Genomic DNA, 13,945 nt, shown 5'->3' on the forward strand with positions numbered 1-13,945 from the left:
CCCACGTCGGGCAAGGTCATCGCAAGCCCTGCTTCCATGGGCTGCACCCCGCATCTCTCCTCGTCGGCCGCCGCAGGCACGCGCTATCGGGCTGGCAGTTTTCTTAATGAAGAATTTTCCTGAGCAATGCTGAGCAGTTTTTAACAGACATTGGCTATGCTTAACGCATTGGCGAGCAATTTTTCACCATGACTGAAATATTTCAAAAAATAAGCATAAAGAGCGAAATTCAGGTCGGCAGAGTAAAGATTGGTCAATAACCGACCGCAATCACGCTTTAGATACCGAATGCATTGCATGATGACCAAAACGGCCAAGGATTAACCAACAAGCCGTGCTTAGATCATGCTGTTAATCTAAGGAAGAAGACTATGCCTGTACTTCCCGATCGTGACGTGATTGATCAGATCATCGCCGGCCATTACGCCGATCCCTTCGCTCTGCTTGGCATGCATGCGACCGATAACGGTCTGCAGGTGCGGGCGCTGCTGCCGGACGCCAGCGAAGTCTGGCTGGTGGAGCAGCAAACCGGCCGGCGGCTGGCGCAGCTGAACTGCGACGATCCGCGCGGTTTCTTCAGCGCAGTGGTACCGCGGCGCAAAAATCCTTTCCGCTATCAGCTGCAGGTCAGTTGGCGCAATCATCAACAGATCGTCGACGATCCCTACCGGTTCGGCCCGCTGCTGCAGGACATCGATAGCTGGCTGCTGGCCGAGGGCACGCACCTGCGTCCTTACGAACGCTTGGGCGCCCATCTTGTTACTCTGGATGGCGTCGACGGCGCCAGCTTTGCGGTCTGGGCGCCCAACGCCCAGCGCGTCTCGGTAGTGGGTGAATTCAACTTCTGGGACGGCCGTCGCCATCCGATGCGTCTGCGGCGCGAGAACGGCATCTGGGAACTGTTCTTGCCTGGTGTGCGGGCCGGCCAGCTGTACAAATATGAAATCGTCGATTGCTACGGCAACACCCAGCTGAAAGCCGATCCTTACGCCTTCGAGGCGCAGATGCGCCCGGACACCGCTTCGCTGGTGGCGCCGCTGCCGGAGGTGGTGCCGTCGACGCAGGCGCGCCGCCGCGCCAACGATTTTGACCGGCCGATCGCCATCTACGAGGTGCATCTCGGCTCATGGCGCCGTCACACCGACAACCACTTCTGGCTCAGCTACGGCGAGCTGGCGGTGCAGCTTATCGACTACGTGAAGGACATGGGGTTCACCCATATCGAGCTGCTGCCGGTCAACGAACATCCATTCGACGGCAGCTGGGGCTATCAGCCGCTGGGGCTGTATGCGCCGACCCGGCGCTTCGGCACGCCGGCCGACTTCAGGGCGTTTGTCGCGGCGGCGCACCAGGCGGGCATCAACGTGATCCTCGACTGGGTGCCTGGGCACTTCCCCAGCGACGCCTACGGCCTGGCGAATTTCGACGGCACCGCGCTGTACGAATACGCCGATCCGCGCGAAGGCTTCCATCAGGACTGGAATACGCTGATCTACAACTATGGCCGTCACGAGGTACGCAACTACCTGGCGGGCAACGCGCTGTATTGGCTGGAACGCTTCGGTATCGACGCGCTGCGGGTCGATGCGGTGGCGTCGATGATCTATCGCGACTACAGCCGCGCCGACGGCGAGTGGGTGCCGAATTATTACGGCGGCAACGAGAACCTGGAGGCGATCGCCTTCCTGCGTTACACCAATCAAACCCTCGGCAAGGCGCAGCCGGGGACGGTGACTTTGGCTGAGGAATCCACCGACTATCCTGGCGTCACCTTGCCGCCGGACGCCAACGGCCTGGGGTTCCACTACAAATGGAACCTCGGCTGGATGCACGACACGCTCAATTACATGAAGTGCGATCCGGTACACCGCAAGTATCACCACAACCAGATGACCTTCGGCATGCTGTACGCCTATACCGAGAACTTCGTGCTGCCGATATCGCACGATGAAGTGGTGCACGGTAAAAAATCGATCCTCGACCGTATGCCGGGCGATGCATGGCAGAAGTTCGCCAACCTGCGCGCCTATTACGGTTTTATGTGGGCGCATCCGGGTAAAAAGCTGTTGTTTATGGGCTGCGAATTCGCGCAGGGGCGCGAGTGGAATTTCGATACCAGCCTCGACTGGCATTTATTGGAAGGGCTGGATAACTGGCATAACGGCGTGCAGCGGCTGGTGCGCGATCTGAACCACTGCTACCGGCAGCAGGCGCCGCTGTATGAGCGCGACTACTTCCCGGATGGCTTCGAGTGGCTGGTGGTCGACGATCACGACAACTCGGTGTTCGCCTTTGCGCGCTACGACTCGCAGGGCAATGAGCTGATCGCCATCAGCAACTTTACCCCGGTGCCGCGCTATCGCTACCGCATCGGCATTTCCCGCGCCGGTGACTATCGCGAGATCCTCAATACCGATTCGCACCACTATCACGGCAGCAACGCCGGTAATCAGGGGCGGGTCTCTTCCGAAACGGTCGGCAGCCATGGGCGCGATTTCTCTATCAGCGTGACGTTGCCGCCATTGTCGACCATTTATCTGCTGCGGGAGGCGCCATGACCGAGCTGACGGCTGGCCTCGCCGCGCCGCTGGGCGCGCATTACGACGGCGAAGGCATCAATTTTACCCTGTACTCGGCGCATGCCGAGCGGGTGGAGCTGTGCCTGTTCGACGGCCAGCAGCGCGAAGTGCGCCTGCCGCTGCCGGCGCGCAGCGGCGACATCTGGCACGGCTATCTGCCGGGCGGCAAACCGGGGCAGCGTTATGGCTACCGGGTCTACGGCCCGTTTGACCCGGCGAACGGGCAGCGTTTCAACCCCAACAAGCTGGCGCTCGATCCGGCCGCACGCGCGGTGGAAGGGCCGGTGGCGGACCACCCGCACCTGCACGGCGGTTACGAGCAGCCGGATCCGCACGACAGCGCCGAGCTGATGCCGAAATGCGTGGTGGTGGACGAACAGTATGACTGGCAGGACGACCGCCCGCCCGCCACGCCCTGGGGGCAGACGGTGATTTACGAGGCGCATGTGCGCGGCCTGACCCTGCTGCACCCGAAAATCCCGCCGGCGCTGCGCGGCAGCTTCGCCGCGCTGGGGCATCCGGTGATGATCGCCCACTTCAAACGCCTCGGCATCACCGCGCTGGAACTGTTGCCGGTGCAACAGCATACCTCCGAACCGCGTCTGCAGCGGCTGGGGCTGATCAATTACTGGGGCTATAACGTGCTGGCGCCCTATGCGCCGGACAACCGCTACGCCAGCCTGAGCACCGACGGCACGCCGCTGAACGAATTGCGTGATGCGGTCAAGGCGCTGCACAAAGCCGGCATCGAGGTGATCCTCGACGTGGTGTTCAACCACAGCGCCGAGCTGGACAGGGATGGGCCGATGCTGTCGCTGAGCGGCATCGATAACCAGGGCTACTACTGGCTGACGCCCGAAGGGGACTACGTCAACGACACCGGCTGCGGCAACACCCTGCGGTTGGATCAGCCGCAGGGCGTGGCCTGGGTGATGGATTGCCTGCATTTTTGGGTGCGCGAGTGTCACATTGACGGCTTCCGCTTCGATCTGGGCAGCGTGCTGGGCCGCACCCCGGGGTTCGATCGCGATGCGCCGCTGTTTCAGGCGATGCTGGCGGACGACCTGCTGTCGCGCTGCAAGCTGATCGCCGAACCCTGGGATGTTGGCCCCGGCGGCTATCAGGTGGGGGCGTTTCCCGGGCGTTTCGCCGAATGGAACGACCATTACCGCGATGACATGCGCCGCTTCTGGCTGCAGAACGGCGTATCGCTCGGCCAATTCGCCCGGCGTTTTGCCGCTTCCAGCGATCTGTACGATCAGCGCGGGCGAGCGCCTTACGCCACCGTCAACATGCTGACCGCCCATGACGGTTTTACTCTGCAAGACGTGGTCAGCTTCAACGAGAAACACAACCAGCTGAACGGCGAAGGCAATCGCGACGGCAGCGATCGCAATTTCAGCAACAACCACGGCGTGGAAGGCCTGGTCGCCGACGACGCCATTGTGCAACGCCGCAGGGCCAGCCAGCGGGCGATGCTCGCCACGCTGTTGTTGTCCCAGGGCACGCCGATGCTGCTGGCCGGCGATGAACAGGGACACAGCCAGCAGGGGAACAACAACGCCTATTGTCAGGACAACGCCACCACCTGGCTCGATTGGGCCACGGCGGACGATGCGCTGACCGATTACGTCGCGGCGCTGATCGCGCTGCGCCGCCAGATCCCCGCTCTGCAGCAGGACTGCTGGTGGCGGCAGGATGACGGCAGCGTGCAGTGGCTGAACGCGCAAGGCCAGCCGCTCGACGCGCAGCAGTGGGAGCAGGGCGAGCTGCTCATGCAGATCCTGCTGTCGCAGCGCTGGTTGGTGCTGGTCAACGCCACGCCGCAAACGACGGAGATGAGGCTGCCGGAAGGCGATTGGCAGGTTGTCGCCCCGTTCACTCAGGAAGACTCACGGGCGGTATTGCCCGCCTGGCACCAGGCCGCGCGCTCGGTTTGCGTACTGGTACAGAAATAATAAAAGGAGTCCGCTATGGTTAGGTTTGAAAATAAAGACCCCCTGATGTTGGCGCGCCAGCTGCCGATTAAATCCGTAGCGCTGATCCTGGCCGGCGGCCGCGGCTCACGTCTGAAAGATTTGACCTCCACCCGCGCCAAGCCCGCCGTCCACTTTGGCGGCAAGTTCCGCATCATCGATTTCGCCTTGTCGAACTGCCTGAACTCCGGCATTCGCCGCATCGGCGTGATCACGCAATACCAGTCGCACACGCTGGTGCAGCACATTCAGCGCGGCTGGTCGTTCCTTAACGAGGAGATGAATGAGTTCGTCGATCTGCTGCCGGCTCAGCAGCGCCTCAGCACCGAACATTGGTACAAGGGCACCGCCGACGCGGTGTACCAGAACCTGGACATCATTCGCCGTTACGAAGCCGAATACGTGGTGATCCTGGCGGGCGATCACATCTACAAGATGGATTACTCGCGCATGCTGATCGATCACGTCGAGAAGGGCGCTCAGTGCACCGTGGCCTGCCTGCCGGTGCCGCGTAGCGAAGCCAGCGAATTCGGCGTGATGAAGGTGGATGAAAGCGACCGCATCATCGAGTTTCTGGAAAAGCCCGCCGATCCGCCGGCGATGCCGGGCAACCCGGATATGTCGCTGGCCAGCATGGGCATCTATATTTTTAATGCCGCCTATCTGTTCCAACTGCTGGAAGAGGATATGTCGACCCCCGGTTCCAGCCACGATTTCGGCAAGGATCTGATCCCGAAAATCACCGCGCAGCAGGCGGCGTGGGCGCATCCGTTTACCTTGTCCTGCGTGACGTCCAACCCCGACCTGCCGCCTTACTGGCGCGACGTGGGTACGCTGGACGCCTACTGGCGCGCTAACCTCGATCTGGCGTCGGTGACGCCGGAGCTGGACATGTATGACCGCGCCTGGCCGATCCGCACCCACATGGAGCCGCTGCCACCGGCCAAGTTCGTGCAGGATCGCTCCGGCAGCCACGGCATGACCATGAACTCGCTGGTGTCCGGCGGCTGCATCGTGTCCGGATCGGTGGTGGTGCATTCGGTGCTGTTCCCGCGTGTACGAGTGAACTCGTTCTGCACCATCGACTCTACCGTATTGTTGCCGGACGTGAACGTCGGCCGTTCCTGCCGCCTGCGGCGCTGCATCATCGACCGCGCCTGCCATATTCCGGAAGGCATGGTGATCGGGGAAAACGCCGATGAGGACAGCAAGCGTTTTTATCGCTCGGAAGGCGGCATCGTGCTGGTGACGCGCGAAATGTTGTCAAAATTGTGAGTTAACGTGGGTGGCGGAACGATAGCCTGCCACCCGATGAACGGTTCGATGGCTTGCGCAACGCGGCACGCATAACAGCGGCAAGCCTGCTTTATTTCTTATCCAGAGGCCTTCGGCCGACTTTCAGGAGTGATAATGCAGGTCTTACACGTATGTTCTGAAATGTTCCCCCTGCTGAAAACAGGGGGGCTCGCAGACGTGGTTGGCGCACTGCCGGCGGCGCAAATCGCCGAAGGCGCCGATGTTCGGGTGCTATTGCCCGCTTTCCCTGACGTACGCAACGGCATTCCGGACACCGTGCTGGTGGCGGAAATCGACTCGTTCGCCGGCCGCGTTGGCCTGCGCTACGGCACCTACCATGGCGTGGGCATTTACCTGATCGACGCGCCCTGGCTGTATGACCGGCCGGGCAGCCCGTACCACGATCAATCCATGTACGCCTACCCCGACAACCACCGCCGCTTTGCGTTGCTGGGGTGGATGGCCTGCGAGCTGGCCAAGGGGCTGGACCGCTACTGGCGCCCGCAGCTGGTGCATGCCCATGACTGGCACGCCGGCCTGACCTGCGCCTATCTGGCCGCCAACGGCCATCCGGCACGCTCGGTGTTCACGGTGCATAACCTGGCCTATCAGGGCCTGTTCTCCGCCCATCACGTGACCGAGCTGTGGCTGCCGGCGTCGTTTTACGACGTCTACGGCCTGGAGTTCTACGGCCAGATGTCGTTCCTCAAGGCCGGGCTGTTTTATGCCGACCACGTGACCGCCGTCAGCCCGACCTATGCGCGCGAAATCACCCGGCCGGAGTTCGGCTACGGCATGGAGGGGCTGCTGCAGGAGCGGCAGCGGCAGGGCAGGCTGAGCGGCATCCTCAATGGCGTCGACGACAAGATTTGGCATCCGGCCCACGATCCGCGGTTGACCGCCCGCTATGACGCCGACGATCTGAAAAGCAAGGTCAAAAACAAGCTGCATCTGCAAAAGACCATGGGGCTGAAGGTGGACGAATCGCTGCCGGTATTCGCGGTGGTGAGCCGTTTGACCAGCCAGAAAGGCCTGGACCTGGTGTTGCAGGCGTTGCCCGAACTGCTGGCGCAGGGCGGGCAGCTGGCGCTGCTTGGCGCCGGCGACGCGGTGCTGCAACAGGCGTTTCTGGCCGCCGCCGCCGACTATCCTGAACAGGTTGGCGTGCAGATTGGTTACCACGAATCCTTCTCCCACCGCATCATCGGCGGCGCCGACGTGATTCTGGTGCCGAGCCGCTTCGAGCCCTGTGGGCTGACGCAGCTCTACGGCCTGAAATACGGCACGCTGCCGCTGGTGCGCCGCACCGGCGGGCTGGCGGACACGGTGGTGGACTGCGCGCTGGAAAACCTGGCCGACGGCACCGCCAGCGGATTCGTGTTCGACGATTGCGACGCCGTCGCGCTCGGCAATGCCATTCGCCGCGCCATGGTGCTGTGGAGCCGGCCGAAACATTGGCGCCACGTTCAGCGTCACGCCATGAGCGTGGACTTCGGCTGGCCGGTGGCGGCGAAAGAGTATCTGTCGCTTTATCAACGCTTGTAGCCCGCGTTTCGCGTCTCGGGTTGACGCGCGGCGGGCAGCCGTTTGGGTTGATTGTCGGGGCGCGGTGTGCCGCGTCCATGTTCAGCGGGGCCAGCTATTCCGCGGCGGATGGCTGGGCTCCCTACAAGGGATTAAAAAGCCATGACTTCACCGTTTAGTTACACCTCACCTACGGTCAGTGTGGAAGCGCTGAAACACTCCATCGCCTATAAGCTGATGTTTATCGTCGGCAAGGATCCGGCCATCGCCAACCGGCACGACTGGCTGAACGCCGTGCTGTTCGCGGTGCGCGATCGCATGGTGGAGCGCTGGCTGCGCTCCAACCGCGCCCAGCTGTCGCAAGACGTGCGGCAGGTGTATTACCTGTCGATGGAGTTCCTGATCGGCCGCACCCTGTCGAACGCGCTGCTGTCGATGGGCATCTATCAGGACATCGACAACGCGCTGAACGAAATGGGCCTGAGTTTGGCGGAACTGCTGGAAGAAGAGAACGACCCCGGCCTCGGCAACGGCGGTCTGGGGCGCCTGGCGGCCTGCTTCCTCGATTCGCTGGCGACGCTGGCGCTGCCGGGGCGCGGCTATGGCATTCGCTACGAATACGGCATGTTCAAGCAAAACATCGTCAACGGCCAGCAGATGGAATCGCCCGACTACTGGCTGGAATACGGCAATCCGTGGGAGTTTCCGCGCCACAACACCCGCTACAAGGTGCGCTTCGGCGGCCGCGTGCAGCAGGAGGGCGCCAAGGCGCGCTGGCTGGAGACCGAAGAGATCGTGGCCATCGCCTACGATCAGGTAATCCCCGGTTTCGACACCGACGCCACCAACACCCTGCGGCTGTGGAGCGCGCAGGCCAGTAACGAGATCAACCTCGGCAAATTCAACCAGGGCGACTACTTCGCGGCGGTGGAAGATAAAAACCACTCGGAAAACGTGTCGCGCGTGTTGTATCCGGACGACTCGACCTCTTCCGGGCGAGAGCTGCGGCTGCGGCAGGAGTATTTCCTGGTGTCGGCCACGGTGCAGGATATTCTCAACCGCCATTGGTTGATGCACAAAACCTTCGACAACCTGGCGGACAAGATCGCCATTCACCTCAACGACACCCACCCGGTGCTGTCGATTCCCGAGCTGATGCACCGGCTGATCGACGAACACAAATTCCAGTGGCTCGACGCCTGGGAAGTGGTGGAGCAGGTGTTCTCTTACACCAACCACACGTTGATGAGCGAGGCGCTGGAGACCTGGCCGGTGGATATGCTGGGCCGCATCCTGCCGCGCCATCTGCAGCTGATTTTCGAAATCAACGATCACTTCCTCAAGATGGTGCAGGAAGTGGCGCCGGGCGACAACGATCTGCTGGCGCGCGTCTCAATCATCGACGAAACCAACGGCCGCCGGGTGCGCATGGCGTGGCTGGCGGTAGTGGCCAGCCATAAGGTCAACGGCGTTTCCGCCCTGCATTCCGAACTGATGGTGCAGTCGCTGTTCGCCGACTTCGCCCGGCTGTTCCCCAATCGTTTCTGCAACAAAACCAACGGGGTGACGCCGCGCCGTTGGCTGGCGCTGGCCAACCCGCCGCTGGCGGCGGTGCTGGACGACTGCATCGGCCATAATTGGCGCACCGATCTCAGCCAACTGAGCGAGATCAAAGCCAACATCGATTACCCGAGCTTCCTGCAGGCGGTGCAGCGCGCCAAGCGGCAGAACAAGGAGCGGTTGGCGCTGCATATCGCCAAAACGCTCAACGTGGTGGTCAATCCGGATGCGCTGTTCGACGTGCAGATCAAGCGTATCCACGAGTACAAACGCCAGTTGCTCAACGTGCTGCACGTCATCACGCTGTATAACCGTTTGCTGGACGATCCGGAAATCGAGCGCGTGCCGCGGGTGGTGATCTTCGCCGGTAAGGCTGCCTCGGCCTACTATGCCGCCAAACAAATTATCCGCTTGATCAACGACGTGGCCAAAGTGATCAACAACGATCCGCGCGTGCATACTCAGCTGAAGGTGGTGTTCATTCCGAACTACGGCGTCAGCCTGGCGCAGATCATCATTCCGGCGGCGGATCTGTCGGAACAGATCTCGCTGGCGGGCACCGAAGCCTCGGGCACCAGCAACATGAAGTTCGCGCTGAACGGCGCGCTGACCATCGGTACGCTGGACGGCGCCAACGTCGAGATGCGCGAGCACGTGGGGGAGGAGAACATCTTTATCTTCGGCAATACCGCCGAGCAGGTCGAGGAACTGCGCCGCAACGGTTACAACCCGCGCCAGTACTATGAGCAAGACCCTGAGCTGCATCAGGCGCTGACGCAGATCGCCACCGGCGTGTTCAGCCCGGAGGAGCCGAAACGCTATGGCAATTTGTTCGACTCATTGGTGAACCTCGGCGACCACTATCAGCTGTTGGCGGATTACCGCAGCTATGTGGACACGCAGGACAAGGTGGACGAGGTGTATCTCAATCAGGACGAGTGGACGCGGCGTGCGGTGCTGAATATCGCCAATATGGGCTACTTCTCATCCGATCGCACCATTCAGGAGTACGCGGATGAAATCTGGCACATTCAGCCGGTGAAACTGTAAAGCGTGAGAGCAAAAGAAAAGGGCCGGATAACCGGCCCTTTTTTGTGACGCTGCGGCTCAGGAAGCCAGAGACAGCGCTTTCGTTTTCGCGTGTTCCGCCAGCCAGGCTTTCACGCGCGCCTGCTGCGCCTCGTCCAGCCACATGCCCAGCTTGGTGCGGCGCCAGATAGCGTCGTCCAGTTCTACGACCCACTCTTTCTCGGTCAGGTAACGCAGCTCGGCTTCATACAGACCGTGGCCGAAATCTTCGCCCAGATCGGCGAGGCCATTAGCGCCGGCCAGGATCAGCTCGCTCTGGCTGCCGTAGGTGCGGGCATAGCGACGCGCCAGGGCTTCCGGCAGCCAGCCGTGCGCGCGGCGCAGTTTGGCCGCGTAGCTGTCGCGGTCACCGTCGATGTCACCGCCCGGCAGCGTGGCGTTTTTGGTCCACGCCGGGCCGCAGCCTGGGTAGTAATGCGCCAGTTTTTCCATCGCATGTTCGGCCAGCTTGCGGTAGGTGGTCAGCTTGCCGCCGAAGACCGACAGCAGCGGCGCCTTGCCTTGTTCGTCGTGCACGTCCAGCGTGTAATCGCGGGTGATCGCCTGCGGTGAGTCGGATTCGTCATCGCACAGCGGACGCACGCCGGAATAGGTCCAGACGATGTCGTCGCGGCCCAGCTGCTTCTTGAAGTGGTCGTTGTACACTTTCAGCAGATAAGCGATTTCGTTCTCGTCGATCTTCACGTCTTTCGGATCGCCTTTGTACTCCACGTCGGTGGTGCCGATGATGGAGAACTCGTCATTCCACGGGATCACGAACACGATGCGGTGGTCTTCATTCTGCAGAATGTAAGACTGCGGCTGATCGTGCACGCGCGGCACCACGATGTGGCTGCCTTTGATCAGGCGGATGCCGTAAGGCGATTTCAGCTTCAGGCCGTCGTCGAAGAAGTTTTTCACCCACGGGCCGGTGGCGTTCACCAGGCCTTTGGCGCGCCAGGTGAAGGTTTTGCCGCTGTCGATATCGACCGCTTCCACCATCCACAGGCCGTTTTCACGCCATGCGCGGGTCACTTTGGTGCGGGTGCGCACTTCGCCGCCGCGTTTTTCCACTTCCTGCGCGTTCAGCACCACCAGGCGAGCATCGTCAACCCAGCAGTCGGAATATTCGAAACCGCGCTTCAGTTCAGGCTTCAGCACTGACTCTGGTCCAAAGCGCAAGCCCTTGCTGCCCGGCAGGCTGGTGCGTTTGCCCAGGTGATCGTACAGGAACAGGCCGATGCGGATCATCCAGGCCGGACGCAGGTGCGGCTGGTGCGGCAGGCGGAAACGCATCGGGAACGCGATGTGCGGCGCCAGCTTCAGCAGCACTTCACGCTCGGCCAGCGCTTCGCTCACCAGACGGAATTCGTAGTGTTCCAGGTAGCGCAGGCCACCGTGGATCAGTTTGGAACTGGCGGAAGACGTAGCACAGGCCAAGTCTTGCGCTTCCAGTAGCAGTACCGACAGCCCGCGCCCGGCAGCATCCGCCGCGATGCCGGCACCGTTGATGCCGCCACCGATAACGATCAAGTCTTTGGTTTCCACGTCATCTTCCTCCAGATGTTCGAAATAGCTCTTTCATGTTCGTTTTCGCTCATGATTGTAATCAAAAACCAACAAGCAAGCCAAGAGTTAACCAAACAAAAACATTTAGGCGTGATAGAGGTAACAGTTTGGTGATGATAGTCACATAATTGATGTGGATATGGCGCGGGCGCGCAGGCGGCGCTGGGCAAGGCGAGTTGAGGGGCGTGAAACGGGGCGGCGGTGCGCCCCGCAGGTTAAGACCGGATCAGCACAGCTCCAGCTGCACGTCGTATTGCTCGATGATTTTCATCACGCTCGGCGGCGGTAACTGATCGGTAAACAGGTAGTCGATCAGGTTCATGTTGCCCAGGTTGACCATGGCGTTGCGGCCGAATTTGGAGTGGTCGGTCACCAGCATCACACAGCGGGAATTTTCGATAATCGCGCGTTTGGTGCGCACTTCGTGATAGTCGAATTCGAGCAGCGAGCCGTCCATATCGATACCGCTGATGCCGAGAATGCCGTAATCGAGGCGGAATTGGGAGATGAAGTCCAGGGTGGCTTCGCCCATGATGCCGCCGTCGCGGGTGCGCACTTCACCGCCGGCCAGGATCAGGCGGAAGTCTTCCTTGGCGGTCAGCAGGGTGGCGACGTTGAGGTTGTTGGTGACCACGCGCAGGTTCTTATGGTTCATCAGCGCATGGGCCACCGCCTCCGGCGTGGTGCCGATATCGATGAACAGCGTGGCGCCATCCGGGATTTGGCTGGCGACGCGCTGCGCGATGCGGGCTTTCTCTTCCGACCACATCACCTTGCGATCGTTATAGGCAGCGTTGACCGAGCTGGAAGGCAGCGCCGCACCGCCGTGGTGACGCTGGATCTTGTTCTGGTCGGCCAGGTCATTCAAATCGCGGCGAATCGTTTGCGGGCTGACGTCAAAATGTTCGACCAGCTCTTCCGTGCTGACGTAACCCTGCAGGCGCACCAGCTCGATAATTGCGTCATGACGCTGTGTTTGCTTCACGATAATCCCCTAAAACGCCCGCTATGCCCGCTGGGGCATAGCTCCCGGCTGTTATTGTTCGTTGTGTGCGCGATGACGCGTATCCCAAAATGCCATCAATAACCCTAACACTAAACCGGCTACGTGTGCCGCGTTGGCGATCGACATTCCTAACATATCGAAATATCCGGCCACCAGCCACAGCACCGAGAACGCCATCAGGCCGCGCGGCAGCATCAGGCCGCGCTCCGGCTCCCGTTCGCCCGAGAGCCAGACATAGCCCATCAGCGCATAGACCACGCCCGACAGCCCGCCGAATAGCGCGCCGCTGAACAGCGATTGCGCCCAGCCGCTGAAGAAGGCCGACACCACCGCCAGCACGAACAGCTTGCCGGCGCCGAGGCGTTTTTCCATCTGGCCGCCGAGATACCACCACCACATCAGGTTAAACAGAATATGCAGCAGGGAGAAATGCAGGAATGCATGGCTGATCCAGCGCCACAGCTGTAAATACTGGCTGCTGTCTTGCGGCCAGGAAAGCCAGTACATCACGGTGTCGTCGCCCAGCACCTGCATCAGGATATAGACCGCGATGCACAGCACCATCACGCCGAGCGTTAGCGGCCCGGCCTTGCTGCGCAGGGTGTGCAGGTAGGATTCGCTCTGATAATGCAGGCCGGCGTCGGTATGGCCGGTCTGCCAGCTGGCTGCCTGATAACGGCGGTTGAGCGGATCGGCCAGAAAATGCTGCAGCTCGTGTTGCACCTGCTCGAGGTGGCCGTCGTCGGCCAACCAGATTTCCGCCGCTTCGCCGCTGTTGCGCAGCTCAAGCCGGATGCCCTGGGTCGCCATATAGTCGACAAAGGCCAGCGCCAGGCGCGGGTTGGATATGGCGATTACTCTAACCATTGCTCTTCCGTCGTAAGTGAATGATTTTGGCCGCAGCTTGCGCGCCGGCGACCCTGACGGCCGATTATAACGTCGAAATCCTGAGCGCTGGCAAACGGATCTGCGAAAAACCCGCGAAAACGCAGGGGAAGCCCGCCGATGCACGGCGGGCGGAGGGAATCAGGCGGAGGTTTCCACGTCTTGCGGATACTGACGGGCCCAGGCCTCGAAGCCGCCATCGATGCTGTAGACCGCGTCGAACCCCTGGTGCAGCAGGTATTGCGCCGCGCTGCGGCTGCTGTTGCCGTGGTAGCACATCACCATCACCGGCCGCTCGAAGTCGTTTTGCTGCATGAAAGCCGACAGGGTGGCGTTGGTGAGGTGAAAGGCGCCCGGCGTATGCCCGGCTTCAAAACTTTGCGGATCGCGGATGTCGACCAGGGCGGCGCTGCCCTCTTTCCAGCGGGCGTAGGCCTGCTCAACGTTGATCGCTTCGAACTGTTCCATACTGCTGACTGCCT

9 protein-coding genes are annotated in these 13,945 nt (G+C 61.4%); 5 read left to right on the top strand and 4 right to left on the bottom strand.

What is annotated here, in order from left to right; translation table 11 throughout:
- The first annotated feature begins 371 nt into the window (after positions 1-371).
- The 5 genes from glgB (at position 372) to glgP (ending at position 9,985) form a co-directional block, all read left to right on the top strand.
- Positions 372-2,558, top strand: coding sequence for a 1,4-alpha-glucan branching enzyme (gene glgB / locus AC6BYQ_RS18680; RefSeq protein ID WP_498057344.1), 2,187 nt, complete (start codon positions 372-374; stop codon positions 2,556-2,558).
- Positions 2,555-4,537, top strand: coding sequence for a glycogen debranching protein GlgX (glgX, locus tag AC6BYQ_RS18685; protein ID WP_154747646.1), 1,983 nt, complete (start codon positions 2,555-2,557; stop codon positions 4,535-4,537). The genes glgB and glgX overlap by 4 nt, the downstream gene beginning before the upstream one ends.
- A 15-nt stretch (positions 4,538-4,552) precedes the next feature.
- Positions 4,553-5,830, top strand: coding sequence for a glucose-1-phosphate adenylyltransferase (glgC, locus tag AC6BYQ_RS18690; RefSeq protein WP_019455185.1), 1,278 nt, complete (start codon positions 4,553-4,555; stop codon positions 5,828-5,830).
- Positions 5,831-5,965: 135 nt separating this feature from the next.
- Positions 5,966-7,396 (top strand): glycogen synthase GlgA, encoded by a 1,431-nt coding sequence (gene glgA / locus AC6BYQ_RS18695; RefSeq protein ID WP_063918386.1) that lies wholly within the window; start codon positions 5,966-5,968, stop codon positions 7,394-7,396.
- A gap of 141 nt (positions 7,397-7,537) precedes the next feature.
- Positions 7,538-9,985 (top strand): glycogen phosphorylase, encoded by a 2,448-nt coding sequence (gene glgP / locus AC6BYQ_RS18700; RefSeq protein ID WP_025159897.1) that lies wholly within the window; start codon positions 7,538-7,540, stop codon positions 9,983-9,985.
- 57 nt (positions 9,986-10,042) lie between these two features.
- Here the strand turns inward: glgP and glpD are convergent, their stop codons facing one another.
- The 4 genes from glpD to glpE form a co-directional block, all read right to left on the bottom strand.
- Positions 10,043-11,551 (bottom strand): glycerol-3-phosphate dehydrogenase, encoded by a 1,509-nt coding sequence (gene glpD, locus AC6BYQ_RS18705; RefSeq protein ID WP_019455182.1) that lies wholly within the window; start codon positions 11,549-11,551, stop codon positions 10,043-10,045.
- Positions 11,552-11,798: 247 nt separating this feature from the next.
- Positions 11,799-12,557, bottom strand: a complete 759-nt coding sequence (locus AC6BYQ_RS18710) for a DeoR/GlpR family transcriptional regulator (protein ID WP_004930797.1) — start codon at positions 12,555-12,557, stop codon at positions 11,799-11,801.
- A gap of 51 nt (positions 12,558-12,608) precedes the next feature.
- The gene (glpG, locus tag AC6BYQ_RS18715) at positions 12,609-13,445 is read right to left on the bottom strand and encodes a rhomboid family intramembrane serine protease GlpG (protein WP_498057345.1); all 837 of its coding nucleotides are present in this window, start codon (positions 13,443-13,445) and stop codon (positions 12,609-12,611) included.
- 159 nt (positions 13,446-13,604) lie between these two features.
- Positions 13,605-13,931, bottom strand: a complete 327-nt coding sequence (gene glpE / locus AC6BYQ_RS18720) for a thiosulfate sulfurtransferase GlpE (protein WP_019455180.1) — start codon at positions 13,929-13,931, stop codon at positions 13,605-13,607.
- Positions 13,932-13,945: the final 14 nt, after the last annotated feature.

The sequence above is a fragment of the Serratia sp. LTN-2 genome (assembly GCF_059740205.1).

Excerpts from the sequence above, each read along its gene's own strand:
- glpE (WP_019455180.1), bottom strand. The coding sequence starts at position 13,931 with ATGGAACAGTTCGAAGCGATCAACGTTGAGCAGGCCTACGCCCGCTGG.
- glgC (WP_019455185.1), top strand. The coding sequence starts at position 4,553 with ATGGTTAGGTTTGAAAATAAAGACCCCCTGATGTTGGCGCGCCAGCTG.
- glgP (WP_025159897.1), top strand. The coding sequence starts at position 7,538 with ATGACTTCACCGTTTAGTTACACCTCACCTACGGTCAGTGTGGAAGCG.
- glgB (WP_498057344.1), top strand. The coding sequence starts at position 372 with ATGCCTGTACTTCCCGATCGTGACGTGATTGATCAGATCATCGCCGGC.
- glpG (WP_498057345.1), bottom strand. The coding sequence starts at position 13,445 with ATGGTTAGAGTAATCGCCATATCCAACCCGCGCCTGGCGCTGGCCTTT.
- glgX (WP_154747646.1), top strand. The coding sequence starts at position 2,555 with ATGACCGAGCTGACGGCTGGCCTCGCCGCGCCGCTGGGCGCGCATTAC.
- glgA (WP_063918386.1), top strand. The coding sequence starts at position 5,966 with ATGCAGGTCTTACACGTATGTTCTGAAATGTTCCCCCTGCTGAAAACA.